Origin of the sequence: Gilliamella sp. B3801, assembly GCF_026536645.1 — a bacterium.
Classification (GTDB): Bacteria; Pseudomonadota; Gammaproteobacteria; order Enterobacterales; family Orbaceae; genus Gilliamella; species Gilliamella apicola_I.
Map to the genome: position 1 here is coordinate 168,192 of NZ_JAFNNR010000006.1, position 18,030 is coordinate 186,221.

The following is an 18,030-nucleotide window of genomic DNA, read 5'->3' on the forward strand; positions in this document are numbered from 1 at the left end:
GTTATACCTATATTCCATTTATTTCAGAAATTAACCTAAGTTTGAGTTTTGTGTTTGCCTCGCTACAAGCAAACTTTATAATTGAGTCAATACGTTGTATCGCCATTTGCCATTGCTCAAATTCCGGTTCAATTTGAACATTTTGGTTTATTAATACTTCGTTTATTTGAATAAGTAACTGTTTATAATAACTGAAATCATTATTTTCTAAAGCATATTCTTCATTTTGTTGCCAAAAGTTGAGTAAATTTGGTAAATCTTGTTCAATTTGTGCAGAAAAGAGTTCAGAAGTAACAGGTTTATTTAATAATAAACGGTAACCTCTTGAAGCCTTACTCTGCGAAAAAAGATGTAAGTTAAAACGACTTAATTCAATCGCAAAGTTAATCAAATCTTGTTTATTGCCTTGTTTTATTTCGAGTTCAACTTCTTGTATTGGTTTAAATTTACCATTTGAGGTTATTTTGCCTATATCTAAAGCAACTTCAATTTCGCTATTCGCAAACGAGATTAACCACACTTGACGGGTAAAGTTAGTAGTAAAAAGTGGTTTTAAATTTTGCTGCAACTTTTCGATGTCACAATTGTTAGGAAATACGCCTACAGGAAATAGAGATAAATCGAGTTGTGGACAACTTAAATCAACATTATATTCAGCGCGTTCATGCAAACCGGCGATAGCATGACTATCACGTTTTAACGTCATTTCGTACTGTTTACTTTCGTTGCTTTCAGTTACTCTAAGTCTTAATCCACATTGATGATTTCGCAAATAATTATCCGCTGTGTCATAGTAGCAGTTATACAAAGATAAGGTTGAAAATGTACGCTGATTGTGCGATAAGCTCGAAAACTCAAGCTCATCACTACTTGCCCATTGGTTTAAAAAAGATTGTAGATCAGCAATGTCACAATTATTTATCTGGAATTTTAACTCAATTTCATTACTCATGAATTTAAACGGGAATATGATTTAATTTGCTATATCATATCCCGATTAATGAAATAAATATACACTATTAGGTGGGAATAAACAGTTGATCATCACCTTCTATAGTTAACCAACTGTTCAACTGAATTTATTATCACGTTTTAGGTTAAATTATTACTTCACTACTCGGAATGGGTTTGTTGATTTCTTCTCGGTTTTATCAGATTGCTGAATATCGGTTTCGCGTTGCTGTTTATATTCGGGTTCGTCTTCAAATCCCATGCCCACGCCATTTTCACGAGCATAAATGGCTTCTACGGCTGACATCGGCACAACAATATGTTGTGGCACACCCGAAAATCGCGCATTAAATTCAATTTTTTCATTTGTTGCCATATATTGCGCAACGGAATGTGGCGCAATATTTAACACGATCTGATTATCTTTCACAAACTCTTGCGGTACAAGAACACCGAATACCGAAGCATTTACCACGATATAAGGAGTAAGTTCATTATCAACAATCCAATCATAAAACGCCCTAAATAAGTAAGGGCGTCGAGCAGTCATTTGGTTTGGATCCATTTAGATTACCTTCTAAAATCACATAATAAATTAGAGCAGATAAATTATTATACTCTAATTTTTCTCTCATCTTCAGTTAATGAACTGATAAAAGCTGGGCGTTCAAAAATTCTTGCCATGTAGGCTAAATAATTTTTTTCCGCAACTTTAGGTAATTCTATACCAAGTATTGGCAATCGCCATAGTAGAGGTGCGAAATAACAATCGCATAGCGTAAAATCATCACTCATAAAAAAGTCTTTTTCTTTAAACATGACAGAAATTGAGACTAAATCATCAAGAAGATTTTTACGTGCGACTTTAGCGGCATCACTATTTGGATCGGCGATAATGGTTTCATAGGCACTGTACCATTCTCTTTTAATGCGATACATCGTTAATCGAGAATTAGCACGCACAATCGGATAAACAGGCATTAATGGTGGATGAGGGAAACGTTCATCGAGATATTCTAACGCTATATGAGGCTCATACAGTGTTAAATCGCGATCAATCAACGTTGGAATTGAACCATAAGGATTAAGATCCAGTAACTCCTGAGGTAAATTATCAGCAGTTACAAACTCAATTTCAGCAGTCACACCTTTTTCTGCCAACACAAATCGGATCTGATGACCATAGATATCTGTTGTATCACAAAATAATGTCATTACAGAACGTTTATTAACAGCAACAACCATGTTCACTCCAAATATGCAAAATTTAAAATAGGTTTAGAGAGTTTCTATTCTAGCAAATTGGATAACAAAATTGTTAAAAAAAATTAATTTTCTTATCATCTTTCTTCAAATAATCGTTTTAATTGTGAAAAACTTTGACAATTTACCATGTTTAAGTCAATTAAAACCGATACAATTTATCAATAACAGTTGGCTCACAATTAAATAATCCGATGAAATGAAAAAAAAGACTTTGGTAATTGGAAGTGTGATAAATTTTAGTCATAAAAAAAACCCAGACAATGCTGGGCTTTTGAAATAATTTTGTAACGTCTGCAATTAACGTTTGCTGAATTGTGGACGACGACGAGCTTTGCGTAGACCCACTTTTTTACGTTCAACTTGACGTGCATCACGAGTAACAAAGCCCGCTTGACGTAATGAAGAGCGTAAAGTTTCATCATATTCCATTAATGCACGAGTAATACCGTGACGAATCGCACCCGCTTGACCTGAAATACCGCCACCTTTAACAGTGATGTAAAGATCAAGTTTGTCAGTCATTTCAACTAACTCTAAAGGTTGCATCACAACCATACGAGCTGTATCACGACCAAAGTATTGCTCTAATGAACGTTTGTTAATAACGATATTTCCACTACCTGGTTTAATAAACACACGAGCAGCAGAACTTTTGCGGCGACCAGTACCGTAATATTGATTATCAGCCATCTTCTATCCCCTTAAATATCTAATACTTGCGGTTGTTGTGCCGCATGATTGTGCTCGCTACCAGCATAAACTTTAAGTTTACGGTACATTGCACGACCAAGAGGACCTTTCGGTAACATGCCTTTTACAGCAATCTCGATGACTTGTTCAGGATGACGTTCAATCATTTCTTTCAAAGTCGCTTCTTTAAGTCCACCGATGTAACCAGTATGACGATAATAGATCTTATCAGTGCGTTTTTTGCCTGTTACAGCAACTTTTTCTGCATTGATAACGATAATATAATCACCTGTATCTACATGTGGTGTATATTCTGCTTTATGTTTACCACGCAAACGGCTTGCGATCTCAGTAGCTAAACGACCTAACGTTTTACCTGCTGCATCAACAACATACCAGTCGCGTTTAACTGTTTCTGGTTTAGCTGAAAAAGTACTCATTCGTATTTATCCAATTTTTAATTAATCTCACGTTAATAAATCAAACGATTTATTTACACTTTTTGATTGCAATGATTAAGTAACTAACCCCTTCGAGTTGTTATATTAACCTTGACAACCGAAAACAGTGTTGGGAAGAACACTGTTGTAACGTGGGTTGCAATATTATACAGAAATATAGTAAAAGTGCTAGGTTTTGTCATAAAAAATTATAGCAAGTAAAAACGCTTGCTGTTAAACTTAAAACTAATTTTACTCAATCATATTATTTTAGATGACTCAGATAATTCAACTTACCGATAAAGATTATATAAGCAAAGGCTTACATAGGAAGTGCTATCACCATCCGACTAATCCCGATCAATGTATTAAAGTCAACTATAATGATGGGGCAGAACAAGAAACTAACCGCGAAATTGCCTATTACAAACATCTTATTAAACGCAATATCTCGTGGGATTCGTTAGCCAAATATTATGGCCCTGTGCAAACAAATTTTGGTGAAGGCCATCTTTTCGAATTAATTCGTAATTATGATGGCAAAACCGCTACACCACTCGAAACATATCTTGCTGACCAACAATTAACACAACAATACTATGATGAATTAATTGTTTTGTTAAAAGCATTAAAATCGACATTGCTTGACAATCGTATCATTACGATGACCATTAAAAGCAAAAATATATTATTTCAACATCTTTCAGAACAAAAAAATCGGCTTGTCATTATAGATAATATTGGTAATTCGACCTTTATTCCGGTTGCCAACTATATCCCCTATTTTGCTAAATCGAAGATTGAGCGCACATGGCAACGTTTTTTAAAATCAATCATCAAAGATAATTGGCATAATCCACTGGTGGCTAATTTAATTGATGAGGTAAATCAGTAAGACGTAGCTGAGCAACGGTCCCTTGATGATGATCATGACGATTTTCTAAAGTGAACGATCCATGATGCAACTTTGAAATACGATTCACAATACTTAATCCAAGCCCTATTCCATCATGTTTTCGATCCATACGGAAAAAGGCTTGAGTTAATTTTTCGCTTTTAGACTCATCAATACCGCTACCTTCATCGACGACATTAATAATAATGTCTTTTGCATCTTTAAAACAATTAACGACAATTTTGGTATTGGGTGGACTATAACGACTACTATTTTCAACCAAATTTCGAATCAATAATCTAATTAAAGTGGTATCTCCTTCAAACATCAGTTTTTTATCAGGTATGTTCCATTGAATCGCTTGTTGCTTATGGAATGCTTGCTCGGATAACTCTTCAAAAAGCGGCAACATAATATCATCATGAAAATTAATTTTTTGATAGTGTCCAACAGTAAATTTTTGACTAGCTCTGGCAAGCATTAATAACTGTTCGACGGTATTAACTAAACGATCAATACGATCAATTAATTCATGACAATCGATATGATGTGTTGTTTCTAATAACTCTAAATGCAAACGGATACCGGCTAATGGTGTTCGCATTTCATGCGCAACATCAGCCGTAAAAAGACGCTCTTGAGCAAGTGTACTACTTAATCGGACAAACAACTTATTTAAAACAGTGGTAATGGATTTAATTTCTCGCTTATTACTAATAGGATCAATAGGACTCAGATTATCTTCGGTTCGTTCATTTAAATCTTTTTCTAACACTTCTAAGGGTTTTGTAATCCATTTAATGGCTTTATACGCAAGTAATAGAGTGACTAACATCATTGAAAAAGCAGAACAAAATAAGGCAAAAATAGCTTCTAGTTCTTCATGTTCAACCACTTCATCAATTTTGTTTTGACTTAAGGTCAAATTTACCAATACATCTATCTGTTCTTTACTTTCATGCCATAACCATAACACCGTAATGATCTGGCAAATGAGCATAATCGCACCCAAAGTAAAAAAAAGATTCCAACGAATACTTTGACGAATATTATTTAACGATTTAAAGATCATCATGTTTTTCATTCAATAAAGAAAAATAATAATTTAATTGTCGCTATTGAGTTGATAACCATAGCCCCGTACAGTTTTGATTAAACTTTTACCTAATTTAGTTCGTAATCCATAAATATAAACCTCAAGCACATTAGAACTTGGATCACTTTGCCAATCATATAGATCATTTTGCAATAAATCACGGTGTACTTTTTCGCCGGCTTTTAACATCAGTCGAGAAAGTACAATAAACTCTTTAGGCGTCAATGTTACTTCACGCTGATGTTGAGTGACAATTTGTTGCTTAATATCAATGGTAATTGAACCAAAGCAAATAAGATTATCAGCAGTGCCTTGATTACGGCGAATTAAGGCTCTCACTCTGGCTAAAAGTTCAGTTAAAGCAAAAGGTTTAATAAGATAATCATCGGCACCATGATCTAATCCTTCAACTCGATCTTCAATGGTATCTCGAGCGGTTAAAATAAGCACTGGGGTATCTATCTGTTTTTTACGCCAACGCGTTAGCAAATCTAAACCGTCACAATCAGGTAACCCCAGATCCAATATTATCAGACTAAATTGACCAAATTGAATAAACTGCTCAGCTTGTTTACCATTAGATGCCACTTCACACACATAACCGTTAGAAGTAATGCCATCATAGAGTCCTTTTTGAAGAAGGCTATCATCTTCAACAATAAGTATTTTCATTAAATGTTATCCTATTGTCGATTGGACATTCATATTAAATGTTCCTTAATTAACGTAAAAATAGTGATATCGAAAAAATTCAATTACTGGATTTATTGACTCAACTTTATTGAATTAACGATAAATACACTCAATCATTTAAGAAAAGCAACCCAAGATTTAGACACAAAATAAGCCGATAAAAGACTGACAATAAAACTGATAATAATATCTAAAGGCCAATGAATACCTAAATAAATTCGGCTCCAACAAACCAATAACGCAACAATAAAACAGCAATAATATAATTTTTTAACTTGCTGCTTTGTATTGAAAAAAATCGAAAAAAACAGTGTCCATACAAAAACAGCATGTTGGCTTGGCAACGAACTATTGGTTTCGTGATACAGATAATGGGTTCCAACATCAAGCGCAAAAGGGCGAGGCGAATAAAATAGATGACGTATCACAAAAGAAATCAATAGCGCTAACACTAAACTAACCATAATTTTAACAATCGATTGTCGATAATCGGGCTTCAAAAACCAATAGCCAGCTAACATGATAATTGGAAAAAACATTAAATAATTAGCACAAAAGATTGCAAAATAGATAAAAGATTTTGATGCTTGATCAGAAGCATTAATCAATAAAAAGAGTTTAGTATTAATATCATACCACATGAAAAGTTGAACAGACTGAATTATTCATATCAAAAATGTAACCTATTAACCTTAAAAAAACCTTAATAACCCCTTTAATCTATTTTACATGAGTGACTTATCGTTATACGGGTTTAATTTACATACTGAAAAGTTAGACATGTTTATTTGTGGTCGATGCCATAATGCAACCAACATCTTGCCAAAAATGAAACCGTAATATCAAGCAACCAACAAATGAAAAAATAAACCAGAATGACAAATAAAAAAATCTCAGTCGGATAAACCATACTACGATTATTAATTTGTGTTGCCACAAAGGTAAACTCGGCAACACCAACAATGTAGGCCAAAGAAGTATCTTTAACGAGTGAAACCCACTGATTAATAAACGACGGCAACATCATCTTTAATGCTTGTGGTAAAATAATTGCGATAATCACTTGCGCTTTATTCAGCCCCAATGAATAAGCCGCTTGCCACTGATCTTTACCAACTGCATTCATACCGGCATGAACAGAATGCCCAATATAAGCTGCTCCAATTAATGATAAAGCAAAGATCACGGTAGCAATAGCCGGTACATCGACATTAAAAATCACGGGTAATAGAAAATAAGTCCAAAAAATTAACATAATGACTGGAATTGCTCGCAAAAAAGCAAGAAGCGTGATGAGTAACTGACGCACTCCCCCTTTTAGCACGGTTAAACCAACACCGGCTACTATGCCTAAAATAGTTGAAAAAACAATTGCAACAACACTCATTAATAACGTTAAAAACATGCCACCAGGAAAGTTACCCCACATCAGGTAACCCAGATTATTCCAAATAACAGCAAATCCCATAAGATCCATAACTGACTAACCTTTACTTATTTGCAACCGACTTGCTTGATAAATATTGCCAAACGTTCCTACTATTACAATGGCTAAAATATATAACAAGGTTGCAATAGCAAAATCTTGAAACGTCTTTAAGGATTCCGTTTCGACTTGCCGAGAAACATAAGAAAGTTCAAGCACGCCGATAGCCATGGTTAATGATGAATTTTTGATAATATTCATATATTGCCCAATTAATGGCGGAAAAGCGATTCGCACACTTTGTGGTAAAATGATAAACCGCATAGTTTGCCACCACGTTAACCCCAACGCTAAAGACGCTTGTTGTTGTCCCTTTGACACACCTAAAATACCAGCCCGAAACTCTTCAGCAATAAAAGCACTGGAATAAAACGTTAAAGCAATCAAACCAATAATAAACTCAAAAGAAGGCATTTTTAACGTTAAAAAAAAGAGGTTAATTTGGGGTTCATCAAATAACCACACTTTAAATTCAATAGGTAATAAATTACCGACACCAAAATACCAAAAAAACAGTTGAGGCAGTAAAGGCGAATAACGAAAAATTGCATTATAGAATGTCACCAAACCTTTTATGATTTTGATATGGCTTTGTTGAGCAATGACTAACAAAAAACCCAGTACGGTTGACAATATTATGGTTAATAACGAAATCGCAAGCGTCACTAAAAAACCGTCCCACAACCACCACAAATATCGTGGTTCAAGTAATTGCTCAAACATCTATTTATTGACCTTTACCGATTTTAAAATCACCACGTGGCATTGCTGACGTCGTTTCGGGTCCAAACCAGCGATTATAAATCGTCACCGCTTCACCGTCTGTTTCAAGATTTAACAGGATTTGATTCACTTTATCTTTTAAACGAGTTTCGCCTTTGGGAATGCCAACCGCTTGATATTCTTGGGTAATACTAAAGGGTGAGATTTCAAAAATAGCACGTTGCTCTTCGGGTACGTTGGCAAGTAAACCAATTAATTTAGCATCATCTTGCGTAATAGCTTGCACCACCCCATTACGTAAAGCGGCAAACGCAAACGGCGTATCATCATACGAAATTACTTTAGCGGTAGGATATTTTTCACGTAGGGTAATTTCCATTACTGTCCCTTTATCGGCTCCAATACGAAGATTTTTCAAATCATCCGGTGATGTTAATACCCCTTTTTTTGCCACAAATTTTTGTCCGGTAGCAAAATAAGGCAAACTAAAATCAACCGCTTTGGCACGCTCCTCAGTTACAGTAAAATTAGCCACAATTAAATCGGCTTTTTGTGAAGTTAATAATGGTATACGATTGGCAGGGTTAGTCGGTACAAGTTCAACCTTTACCTTTAAAGCTTTACCGATTTGATTGGCATAATCCACATCTAACCCGACAATATTATGCGATTTTTCATCAACAAATCCAAAGGGTGGATTACTATCAAATACCGCAATTTTAATTACCCCTTTTTTTTCGATATCATCAAGACGATCAGCATAAGCCGAACTTGCGACCAGTAATGAACCGATTAATGCAGCTACCGACAGTGACTTAGTATAAAATTTCATTGTTATTATCCCCCTTTGGACTTAATAGGGTTTTAAGTTTATCAATAAAGTATTGGGGGGATAAATAACGATTATTTAGATGCTTATAACTTAAAGTTATATTTAAAATGTCTTAGTGTAGTGGTTAAGTCAATTAAGGAAAATTATGCACAAGATTCAGATAATTTTTTTGTATCTCAAAAAATTCTAAGATTGAAAATGGTATATTCTTTAGACTATGATTTATATTTATGTATGACTGGAATATATATTATCATTCGACCCCAGCAGGAATCGAACCTGCAACTAGCCCTTAGGAGGGGCTCGTTATATCCATTTAACTATGAGGTCATCGGGGGCGCCCATTTTAATAAATTTAAAAAAATAATACCATTTAAATAATGAAAAATTTTGTATTATGTGTAAACATGATACAATTAAAAAATCAATAATCTGAATTTTGTTTAGTTGAAAATCCTATGAAAAAAAGAATAATTGGCATGCTGTTCTCTGTTATGGCACTAACAAGTTGCGCTTCATATGATCCTGAAAGCAATTCATACAGTGATCCTTTATCTGGATTCAATAAAGCAATGTTTAATGTTAACTATTATGCATTAGATCCGTATGTTTTGCGTCCAGCTGCTGTCGTTTGGAAAGATTATGTACCAACACCACTTCGTAAAGGTGTCGTGAACTTTTCTTCTAACCTTTCTGAACCTGCTTCGATGGTGAATAATCTTTTACAAGGAAATGTCCACCAAGCCGGAAAACACTTAGCACGATTCTTTTTAAACACTGTTTTTGGTGTTGCAGGATTATTTGATGTTGCCAGTTTAGCTGACCCACAACTACAAAAAGGCAATAGGCATACTTTTGGTGATGTGCTTGGTCACTACGACATACCGTATGGTCCATATGTGGTTTTACCTTTCTATGGTTCAGCAACGCTTAGAGAGGAAGGCGGTGCCTTAGTTGATACGCTTTATCCACCTTTAGCTTGGTTAAATTGGAAATGGGCATTAGTACGAGGCGTGTTCGACGGTATTGAGGCTCGTGCGGTGGCGATTGAATACGAAGATCTGATTAAAAACAGTGACGATCCTTATAACTTTATGCGTAATGCTTATTTCCAACGAAATGATTTTATTGCTTCTGGTGGTAAAGTCGATGAAAAGAAACAGCAACAACGTGAAGAAAGCATCAATAGTTTTATTAATGATATCGATTCACAATAACTTGTTTTATCATGATTTATAGATAAAAAAAACCGCTGCTTCAATAGCGGTTTTTTTATTTGCCTTTCATTTCAGGTAAATTGTGCCAAAACCGTTTTGGCATCTGTTGACGTTGTAATTTAGGATTTTCTCTTTCTTTGATAGATAAAGCATTAAAGTAACGATGCCATAGGGTTTGAAATAATTGTTCATCTTTCGTTAAATACCGTTGATTGACTTTGTTATCTACGATCAACTCCTCATGATCAACAAGTGAAATTTTTTCAAGTCTTTCGAGATCATAAAAGTAGCCATATTTACGTTTTTCATCATAAATCGCCCATTTCTGATCGGCATAACGATCTTTAAAAAAATCTAAGACTAAAGGCAATGCGTTATAGATAGGAGCAATAACCGAAAAATAGATCTTTTCATTTTGTCCGTCATTTGTGTTATCAATTGGGTTTTCAATAGTATTGAAACGAACAAATTGCATTAAATGATGCCGTTCCCGACTTACTTTTTTAGCAATGTCGTGAACGGTTAGTACATCAGGATCACCAAAATCCGTTTCAATAGGATGCTTTGATTTGAAAACTTTACAGATATAACGAAAAATAATGAAATCACTTTCTGGTAATTCAGAAAGCCAAACATACTTTAATTGATTAAGCGCAACGTGAGATAACTTTTTGTTCAAAGCTACTTGAACCCGTTCATATTTACTATTACGTACTTCCACATGATGCGTATCGGATACTAACAAAGGCACAAGATCATTATGCGCCAACAAACAATCGGGCATCTTTTTTTGCTCAAACGCATCAAACACTGCGCATAGCAATCCTTCAAAACTTTTATCATATTGAAAAGCTAACATGATTTACCAACCCATCACTAATTGCTGAGGAATATTATCATTTTTGACTTCAAGCAACGGTTTTTCTTGCAAAGAAAGCCGAATATACCGCTCGGATGAGTCTAATAATTTAAATTTTCGCATTTCATGGCAAATAATAAAAAATTGGGCTCTTTTTAGAACAACGCCTATTCTTTTTAAGGCTTCTAAATTTAATTTACGATGTCGCCTTGCTAAAACAATTAATTTTGCCGATTTAACACCAATACCCGGTACCCGTAAAATTTTTTGATAACTATCACGGTTTATATCTACCGGAAAGAATTGGGGATTTCGAATAGCCCACGCCAGTTTAGGATCAACAGTTAAATCAAGATCAGGATATTGATCATTGACAATTTCGTCGACACTAAAATCGTAGAATCGTAATAACCAATCAGCTTGATAAAGGCGATTTTCTCGCACTCTTGGTACTTCTTGCAATACGGGTAATCTTTTATCATAACCATTAACAGGAATAAACCCTGAATAATAAACACGCTTCATGCTTGGTCGTTTATAGAGTTTAGCCGTTAGTTGTAAAATCTGGCTGTCAGTCTCATCTGTCGCCCCAATAATGACTTGAGTGCTCTGCCCTGCTGGTACAAATTTTGGCGTAGATTTAATTTTTTTTCGATCTTCTATGTTTTCAAGTAAGTTTTGATGAATATGGCGCATTGGTTGATAAATGCTTTGATGATCTTTATCGGGCGCTAATAACTTTAGATTTTTTTCTGTCGGGATCTCTAAGTTCACACTCATTCGATCAACCAACAAACCAGCCTGAACTATAAGATCATTACTGGCACCAGGAATGGCTTTCATGTGGATATAGCCATTAAATCCATGTTCATTACGTAATATTTTTACCACTCTAATCATTTTTTCCATCGTATGATCAGGGCTTCTGACAATGCCAGAACTTAAGAAAAGTCCTTCAATATAGTTACGACGATAAAATTCAATGGTTAAATCAGCTAATTCTTTAGGCGTAAATCCAGCTCTGGGAATATCATTGCTTTGGCGATTTATACAATAAGCACAATCAAACATGCAATAGTTGGTTAACATGATTTTAAGCAAAGAGACACAACGCCCATCAGCAGTGAATGAATGACATATTCCACAACGATGCGCACTGCCAATCCCTTTATTTTTATTAGTTCGAGATGAGCCACTTGAAGCACAAGAAATATCATACTTTGCTGATTCAGCTAATATTTCAAGCTTTGATATCATCTTTTCATTCATTGCTAACCCCTTATACTGTATAAACAAACAGTATTATACTAATCACTTTTTAATTAGCAAGTAAATAAACAATCAGAAAAGTGTAATTTTAGGTACTTAACAAAGTATGAGGTTTATTGTTAATAAAACATAATAATTAATATAATTTAAAGGATAATTTATATATTTTTTACTTTCGAAATTACTCGATTTAATATTATAAATAAAATAGCTTCGTTAGGTATTGTTCAGCTTACAAGTGTACGCTATAATCACATCAATTTTTCTTATGAAGCCAGTTAATTTAGGAGCAGAATATTACATGAAACGAGTTGTTATTACCGGATTAGGTATTCTTTCGAGTATTGGGAACAATACTAAAGAGGTTTTAGAATCATTAAAAGTGGGTCGTAGTGGAATCACTTTTTCTCAAGAAATGAAAGATAGCGGAATGCGAAGCCATGTTTGCGGTAATGTTAAATTAGATACTACTGGACTTATCGATCGCAAAATCGTGCGCTTTATGAATGATGCTTCTATCTATGGTTATCTTGCTCTACAACAAGCTATTGACGATGCAAAATTGACTCCTGAACAAGTCTCAAATCCTCGAACTGGTTTAATTGCGGGCTATGGTGGTTCAACCAAAACTCAATATAACGTCGTTGCAGGTATGAAAGAAAAGGGATTACGTGGCGTAGGGCCTTATGCTGTGACAAAATCAATGTCATCAGCAATTTCAGCTTGTTTAGCAACACCATTTAAAATCAAAGGGATTAGCTATTCTATGACGTCAGCTTGTGCAACGTCTGTACATTGTATTGGTCATGCTGCTGAGCTGATTCAACTCGGTAAACAAGATATTGTTTTTGCCGGTGGTGGTGAAGAACTTTGTTGGGAAATGTCATGTGAATTTGATGCAATGGGTGCGTTATCAACTAAATACAATGATACACCTGAAAAAGCTTCTCGTGCTTATGATGCCAACCGTGATGGATTTGTGATTGCCGGCGGTGCTGGTATGGTTGTAGTTGAAGAGTTAGAGCATGCACTTGCTCGTGGTGCCCATATCTATGGTGAACTGGTTGGTTATGCTGCTACATCTGACGGTTATGACATGGTAGCCCCATCTGGTGAAGGTGCAATGCGTTGTATGCAACTTGCGATCCAAGATTTAGATGTGCCTGTAGATTATATCAATACACACGGTACATCAACTCCTGTTGGTGACGTTAAAGAGCTATGGGCTATCAAGCAAGTATTTGGTGATAATATCCCTGCGATTTCATCCACTAAATCAATGACGGGTCACTCGTTAAGTGCGACAGGTGCACAAGAATTAATTTATTCATTATTAATGTTAGAACATGGCTTTATCACGCCAAGTATTAACATTGATGAACTGGATGAAGCCGCTATTGGCATGAACATTATCACTGAACCAACCGAGCGTGAATTAACGACAGTCATGTCGAATAGCTTTGGATTTGGTGGGACTAACGCTTCAATTGTCATGAAAAAATATAAAGCTTAGTCTGGTGTTTTAGTTAAATAAAAACCGTTCTCTTTGGAACGGTTTTTTTATTCACGTTCAAAAATATCGCTAACATTCCTTTTATAATTATCCTATTTTCATTGGTTAACTAATTAATGCGTGACTTTAACCTGACTTATTTTTGAATCAAATAGTAATCAATAAATCTCGCAGATACTTTTATCTCTTTTACAATACGATGATTTTTAGAGAAAAGAAAATAATTTTACTTTTCCGATTAGGTTAATCGTATAGATTTCTTCTTAGTTATTCTGACTATTTTTATTCCACTTGTTTAATCAAACCTTATGGCAACCATATTAATGGATTGAATAGCAATAACAAAAAGCAGAGCATTGCTCCACTTTTTTAACGTGTTATTTTTTGAATGAATAGCGTTAAAATTGCCGATGCAATCAGTGATAGCACCATAAATAAAAAACCACTTTGGTATCCACCATCTGATTTTTCAATTAAAAAACCGATGATAAAGGGTGAAATGATTCCGGCAACTTGTCCGCCAAAATTAACGATACTGGAAGCTTTACCCATAATGACCGTTGGAATAAGTTGCATTAACATTCCCCAAAAAATAGCAAAGGCAATAAACATAAACAACGCTGAAATACATTGAAAAGCAATGGCTGCATCTAGATTTTCAACGTTAAACATGAGAAATAAAAAACTAGCAGATAAGATTGCGGTAACGCCATAAATAATTTTGAGTCGTTGTACAAATTTATCGGCAAGATAGCCACCGATCAAGGTACCTACTGCACCAAATAAAAATGGAATAGCGGCCCATATCCCAGTTTTGGATAACGATAATCCTCTTGCTTCCAGTAAATAACTGGGTAACCAAGTCGTAAATCCCCAAAAAGTAATATCAAATAAAAACCAGATTAATGACAGCTTCCATAATAAAGGCATTTTCAACACATCAGCTAGCGACTGACTATTATTGCGCAAATTGACGTTATGATTAGGGGGATTAAAATTGTCATTGCATTCTTGTAGTTCATGCAGTTCTTCAGGCTTGATTAAGGGATTTTCAGCAGGATGATTGTGTATCAAACGGTAGATAAGATAACCTAATACTAATCCGGGCAGGCTCAACAGAATGAAAACGGCACGCCAACCTAACCATTCGATAATCGTCACCGCAACGATGACCGAAATAGCAGGCCCTAATGTATTGACAGAAGATTGAATCGCAGTGGCTCGACCTCGTTCTTTAGTAGGAAAATAAGTGGCAATGGTTTTCCATGATGAAGCAGGAAACCCGCCTTCTCCTAGACCAAACAGAAATCTGACTATTAACATTAAAGGCAGAATATAGATTAGACCTGTGAAAAAAGTAAAAACTGACCACCAAACGATGGCGAATGCCATGACTTTACGGGATCCAAATCTATCGGATAAATACCCGCCCGGTATTTGAAAAAGGGCATAACCAATAAAAAAAGCACTGATAATTGATGCTTGTTCTATTTTATCCAACCCTAAATCGTCACCAATAAAGGGAAGCGATACATTCATCACCATTCGATCGAGAAATGATACTAACCAAGCAGACCATAATAACAACAGGACACTATAACGACCTTTCCACTTTTTAGGATGATATCCCGATGTCGGCTCTTTATTTGTTAAGATACTCATAGAATTTCCTTAAGTATAATTAGGCTATTGTCCTCCATCACTCAAATCAATGAGCAACGAATCACAACGCTTTTAGACGTTAATTTGATAATCTGCTTTTATTGCAACCAATAACAACTAACTTACTTTTCGATATAAATGGTGTATCTAATACTTTTAATAGTTATAAGATCAGCTCACCTTAGTGAGCTTTATAACGATGACGATATATTACGAATTTTGATAAATGTTCCAGGCAGCTTGAAGTCCAGCACCTTGTATGGTTTTAAAGCCAAGACGGTTTAACACTGCTTCAAATGCGGTCAAGGTTTGTAAAACACACTGTTTTCTGGCGTTATATCCCATTGTACCAATGCGCCAAACATTCCCTTTAAGTGGGCCAAAAGATGCCCCTATTTCGATACCGAAATCATTCAGCATTAGGTTACGAACTTGTTGGTCGTCGATATTTTCAGGACGCATAACCCCAACCACATTATTCATTTTGTATTTAAGATCGCCAAAAAGTTTAAGCCCCATCGCTTGCAATCCTGCGACCATTGCCTCGCCATTAATACGATGGCGTTCAACGACATTATCTAGTCCTTCTTGTAACACAATACGGGCACACTCTCTTGCGGCGTAAAGCATCGAAGTTGCTTCTGTATGATGATTAATGCGTTCCGCCCCCCAATAGCGGATGATCATATCGATGTCAAAATAGTTAGAATAGATGATTTCATCATTGCCACTGATATCACCCTCTGAACGAATGCCTAATTCAACGCATTTGCGAGCTTGAATAACGTCGACCATCGCAGGACTTAAGGTTAATGGTGCAACACCCGGTGGGCCACTTAAACATTTTTGTAAACTGACTGATACCCCATCGAGTTGCCATTTATCCACTTCCAAAGTATTACCGACGATTGAAGCAGTCGCATCAACATACGACAACACACCATGTCGGCGACAAATTTCACCGATTTTATCAAGCGGTTGAAGTAACGTTGTCGAAGTATCCCCCTGAACACAAAGTAATAATCTCGGTTTCACTTTTTTGATCGCATCTTCAATCACATTAGGATCAAACACTTCACCCCATGGTACTTCAATCGTGTGGACTTGTGCCCGACAACGATGGGCAATCTCGCATAGCAATAATCCAAACCGACCAAAAACCGGTACCAAAACTTTATCACCCGGACGAATAGTTGAGATTAAGACCGCTTCAATTCCTGCTCGTGCTGTGCCATCAATCACAAAAGTTTGCTCATTGGTGGTTTTGAAAATATCCCGATACAGTGCCATTGTTTGATTCATATAATCCGTCATAACTGGATCAAATTGACCGATTAATGGCGCAGCCATAGCACGGGTCACTCTTGGATCAGCATTAATTGGCCCCGGTCCCATGAGTAAACGCATTGGCGGATTAATTTGATCATACTTATCTAGGTCTAACATATTATTTTTCCTTTATTAATATCAAATTTGTTAATTAACAATGTCTACTTTAAGAACGAATTGGATTACCTTTTTTTATCAATTTTTTTTAAAAAACGAAGCGCAATAGGATGATGATATTTAAACAAATTGACGATTTCATTCATCACTTTACCCATATTCGATTTTTTCCATGCTAACGAAAGTGGTGAGGGTTTGCGTTCATTAATCACTTTGCATTCAATTAATTCCCCCGTGTCCAAATAGGGTTGACACAAAGAGCGAGGCAAAAATCCAATACCAAGCCCTTTTAAATGACAAGCCAATTTAGTTGAAATATCCGGTACGATGATTTCGGTCTGACTTGGCAATAACCATGCCACACGTTTATTCATGTGAATAGAGGTGTCTTCAACATTGATTGCAGGATATTTACGCAGTGCATCATTTGATAAAGGAGTATCTATACGAGTGATAGGATGATGCTTAGCAGCTACAAATGCCCAAGTTATTTCGCCTAATGGAAAGATATTAATCATATTATCCAGTGATTCCGTGCCTGTTGCCCCAATAGCAAGATGACATTCTCCATATAACAATGAATCCCACACCCCCATATAAACTTGGCGATTAATCGTAAAATGGGTAAAAGGATATTTTTCTAGTAGATAATCTAGCAGTTCTGTAATAGCGTCGCTGTCATATAATAGGTTATTAATCGTTAAATTGACTCTACGTTCAACGCCATCACGAATTTGTTGTAACTCTTCGGGCATTGAATTTAACCATAATAACCACTGACTACAGTGCTCATAAAGGTGTTGACCGGCTAGCGTAAGTGAAACGGTTCGAGTGGTTCGTTCAAATAGCTGAGTGTTGAGTTCAGCTTCTAATGATTTTATTCGATAGCTAATTGCGGCTGGGGTTTTATATAATAACTTTGCGGCTTTAGAAAAACTGTTACACTCAACAACTTTAGTAAATGTGCGCATGGTTTCTGTATCTAACATACT

General features: G+C 35.6%; 19 protein-coding genes and 1 tRNA gene. 3 read left to right on the plus strand and 17 right to left on the minus strand.

The window, feature by feature from the left end:
* Window positions 1-7 precede the first annotated feature (7 nt).
* The 5 genes from J3U14_RS07235 to rplM form a co-directional block, all read right to left on the minus strand.
* Window positions 8-952, minus strand: coding sequence for an inorganic triphosphatase (locus tag J3U14_RS07235; RefSeq protein WP_267352458.1), 945 nt, complete (start codon window positions 950-952; stop codon window positions 8-10).
* A 153-nt stretch (window positions 953-1,105) separates the two neighbouring features.
* On the minus strand, window positions 1,106-1,516 hold the full coding sequence (locus J3U14_RS07240) for a ClpXP protease specificity-enhancing factor (RefSeq protein ID WP_267352457.1): 411 nt from the start codon (window positions 1,514-1,516) through the stop codon (window positions 1,106-1,108).
* A 47-nt stretch (window positions 1,517-1,563) separates the two neighbouring features.
* Window positions 1,564-2,196: a glutathione S-transferase N-terminal domain-containing protein gene (locus J3U14_RS07245; protein WP_267352456.1), complete on the minus strand. Its 633-nt coding sequence runs from the start codon at window positions 2,194-2,196 to the stop codon at window positions 1,564-1,566.
* A 318-nt stretch (window positions 2,197-2,514) separates the two neighbouring features.
* Window positions 2,515-2,907 (minus strand): 30S ribosomal protein S9, encoded by a 393-nt coding sequence (rpsI, locus tag J3U14_RS07250; protein WP_034901366.1) that lies wholly within the window; start codon window positions 2,905-2,907, stop codon window positions 2,515-2,517.
* A gap of 11 nt (window positions 2,908-2,918) precedes the next feature.
* On the minus strand, window positions 2,919-3,347 hold the full coding sequence (rplM, locus tag J3U14_RS07255) for a 50S ribosomal protein L13 (protein WP_267352455.1): 429 nt from the start codon (window positions 3,345-3,347) through the stop codon (window positions 2,919-2,921).
* Between the two features lie 274 nt (window positions 3,348-3,621).
* On the opposite strand from rplM, the gene J3U14_RS07260 reads away from it, so the two are divergent.
* Window positions 3,622-4,242: a YrbL family protein gene (locus J3U14_RS07260; RefSeq protein ID WP_267352454.1), complete on the plus strand. Its 621-nt coding sequence runs from the start codon at window positions 3,622-3,624 to the stop codon at window positions 4,240-4,242.
* Here the strand turns inward: J3U14_RS07260 and pmrB are convergent.
* The 7 genes from pmrB to J3U14_RS07295 form a co-directional block, all read right to left on the minus strand.
* Entirely contained in the window at window positions 4,214-5,317 is a 1,104-nt protein-coding gene (gene pmrB / locus J3U14_RS07265; protein WP_267352453.1) for a two-component system sensor histidine kinase PmrB, read from the minus strand. The genes J3U14_RS07260 and pmrB overlap by 29 nt on opposite strands.
* A 30-nt stretch (window positions 5,318-5,347) precedes the next feature.
* On the minus strand, window positions 5,348-6,010 hold the full coding sequence (gene pmrA / locus J3U14_RS07270) for a two-component system response regulator PmrA (RefSeq protein WP_267352452.1): 663 nt from the start codon (window positions 6,008-6,010) through the stop codon (window positions 5,348-5,350).
* A gap of 134 nt (window positions 6,011-6,144) precedes the next feature.
* On the minus strand, window positions 6,145-6,672 hold the full coding sequence (locus J3U14_RS07275; protein WP_267352451.1) for an undecaprenyl-diphosphatase: 528 nt from the start codon (window positions 6,670-6,672) through the stop codon (window positions 6,145-6,147).
* A gap of 143 nt (window positions 6,673-6,815) precedes the next feature.
* Window positions 6,816-7,499, minus strand: coding sequence for an amino acid ABC transporter permease (locus tag J3U14_RS07280; protein ID WP_411596868.1), 684 nt, complete (start codon window positions 7,497-7,499; stop codon window positions 6,816-6,818).
* A gap of 15 nt (window positions 7,500-7,514) precedes the next feature.
* Window positions 7,515-8,240, minus strand: coding sequence for an amino acid ABC transporter permease (locus tag J3U14_RS07285; RefSeq protein WP_267352449.1), 726 nt, complete (start codon window positions 8,238-8,240; stop codon window positions 7,515-7,517).
* Between the two features lie 4 nt (window positions 8,241-8,244).
* Window positions 8,245-9,072 (minus strand): ABC transporter substrate-binding protein, encoded by an 828-nt coding sequence (locus tag J3U14_RS07290; protein ID WP_267352448.1) that lies wholly within the window; start codon window positions 9,070-9,072, stop codon window positions 8,245-8,247.
* 258 nt (window positions 9,073-9,330) lie between these two features.
* Window positions 9,331-9,402 (minus strand) — tRNA-Arg (locus tag J3U14_RS07295).
* 128 nt (window positions 9,403-9,530) lie between these two features.
* On the opposite strand from J3U14_RS07295, the gene J3U14_RS07300 reads away from it, so the two are divergent.
* Entirely contained in the window at window positions 9,531-10,289 is a 759-nt protein-coding gene (locus tag J3U14_RS07300; RefSeq protein WP_267352447.1) for an MlaA family lipoprotein, read from the plus strand.
* Window positions 10,290-10,344: 55 nt separating this feature from the next.
* On the opposite strand, the gene J3U14_RS07305 is transcribed toward J3U14_RS07300, so the two are convergent.
* Window positions 10,345-11,148, minus strand: a complete 804-nt coding sequence (locus J3U14_RS07305; RefSeq protein WP_267352446.1) for a TIGR03915 family putative DNA repair protein — start codon at window positions 11,146-11,148, stop codon at window positions 10,345-10,347.
* Window positions 11,149-11,151: 3 nt separating this feature from the next.
* The gene (locus J3U14_RS07310) at window positions 11,152-12,417 is read right to left on the minus strand and encodes a putative DNA modification/repair radical SAM protein (RefSeq protein WP_267352445.1); all 1,266 of its coding nucleotides are present in this window, start codon (window positions 12,415-12,417) and stop codon (window positions 11,152-11,154) included.
* A 301-nt stretch (window positions 12,418-12,718) separates the two neighbouring features.
* Between J3U14_RS07310 and fabB the strand changes: the two genes are divergently transcribed.
* Window positions 12,719-13,930: a beta-ketoacyl-ACP synthase I gene (gene fabB, locus J3U14_RS07315; protein WP_065559433.1), complete on the plus strand. Its 1,212-nt coding sequence runs from the start codon at window positions 12,719-12,721 to the stop codon at window positions 13,928-13,930.
* 369 nt (window positions 13,931-14,299) lie between these two features.
* On the opposite strand, the gene J3U14_RS07320 is transcribed toward fabB, so the two are convergent.
* The 3 genes from J3U14_RS07320 to allS all read right to left on the minus strand — a co-directional run bounded on the left by J3U14_RS07320 (window position 14,300) and on the right by allS (window position 18,027).
* Complete coding sequence (locus J3U14_RS07320) at window positions 14,300-15,592, minus strand: MFS transporter (protein WP_267352444.1); 1,293 nt, start codon at window positions 15,590-15,592, stop codon at window positions 14,300-14,302.
* 210 nt (window positions 15,593-15,802) lie between these two features.
* Window positions 15,803-17,038, minus strand: coding sequence for a pyridoxal-phosphate-dependent aminotransferase family protein (locus J3U14_RS07325; RefSeq protein ID WP_267352443.1), 1,236 nt, complete (start codon window positions 17,036-17,038; stop codon window positions 15,803-15,805).
* Window positions 17,039-17,103: 65 nt separating this feature from the next.
* A complete protein-coding gene (gene allS, locus J3U14_RS07330) occupies window positions 17,104-18,027 on the minus strand; it encodes an HTH-type transcriptional activator AllS (RefSeq protein ID WP_267352442.1) in 924 nt (307 codons plus the stop codon).
* Window positions 18,028-18,030 lie beyond the last annotated feature (3 nt).

Bases quoted from the DNA above. Each gene is read 5' to 3' on its own strand.
- fabB (WP_065559433.1), top strand. From the start codon at position 12,719: ATGAAACGAGTTGTTATTACCGGATTAGGTATTCTTTCGAGTATTGGG.
- J3U14_RS07320 (WP_267352444.1), bottom strand. From the start codon at position 15,592: ATGAGTATCTTAACAAATAAAGAGCCGACATCGGGATATCATCCTAAA.
- rpsI (WP_034901366.1), bottom strand. From the start codon at position 2,907: ATGGCTGATAATCAATATTACGGTACTGGTCGCCGCAAAAGTTCTGCT.
- J3U14_RS07300 (WP_267352447.1), top strand. From the start codon at position 9,531: ATGAAAAAAAGAATAATTGGCATGCTGTTCTCTGTTATGGCACTAACA.
- pmrA (WP_267352452.1), bottom strand. From the start codon at position 6,010: ATGAAAATACTTATTGTTGAAGATGATAGCCTTCTTCAAAAAGGACTC.
- J3U14_RS07245 (WP_267352456.1), bottom strand. From the start codon at position 2,196: ATGGTTGTTGCTGTTAATAAACGTTCTGTAATGACATTATTTTGTGAT.
- J3U14_RS07325 (WP_267352443.1), bottom strand. From the start codon at position 17,038: ATGTTAGACCTAGATAAGTATGATCAAATTAATCCGCCAATGCGTTTA.
- J3U14_RS07305 (WP_267352446.1), bottom strand. From the start codon at position 11,148: ATGTTAGCTTTTCAATATGATAAAAGTTTTGAAGGATTGCTATGCGCA.
- allS (WP_267352442.1), bottom strand. From the start codon at position 18,027: ATGTTAGATACAGAAACCATGCGCACATTTACTAAAGTTGTTGAGTGT.
- pmrB (WP_267352453.1), bottom strand. From the start codon at position 5,317: ATGATGATCTTTAAATCGTTAAATAATATTCGTCAAAGTATTCGTTGG.
- J3U14_RS07280 (WP_411596868.1), bottom strand. From the start codon at position 7,499: ATGGGATTTGCTGTTATTTGGAATAATCTGGGTTACCTGATGTGGGGT.
- J3U14_RS07275 (WP_267352451.1), bottom strand. From the start codon at position 6,672: ATGTGGTATGATATTAATACTAAACTCTTTTTATTGATTAATGCTTCT.
- J3U14_RS07290 (WP_267352448.1), bottom strand. From the start codon at position 9,072: ATGAAATTTTATACTAAGTCACTGTCGGTAGCTGCATTAATCGGTTCA.
- rplM (WP_267352455.1), bottom strand. From the start codon at position 3,347: ATGAGTACTTTTTCAGCTAAACCAGAAACAGTTAAACGCGACTGGTAT.
- J3U14_RS07260 (WP_267352454.1), top strand. From the start codon at position 3,622: ATGACTCAGATAATTCAACTTACCGATAAAGATTATATAAGCAAAGGC.
- J3U14_RS07285 (WP_267352449.1), bottom strand. From the start codon at position 8,240: ATGTTTGAGCAATTACTTGAACCACGATATTTGTGGTGGTTGTGGGAC.
- J3U14_RS07235 (WP_267352458.1), bottom strand. From the start codon at position 952: ATGAGTAATGAAATTGAGTTAAAATTCCAGATAAATAATTGTGACATT.
- J3U14_RS07240 (WP_267352457.1), bottom strand. From the start codon at position 1,516: ATGGATCCAAACCAAATGACTGCTCGACGCCCTTACTTATTTAGGGCG.
- J3U14_RS07310 (WP_267352445.1), bottom strand. From the start codon at position 12,417: ATGAATGAAAAGATGATATCAAAGCTTGAAATATTAGCTGAATCAGCA.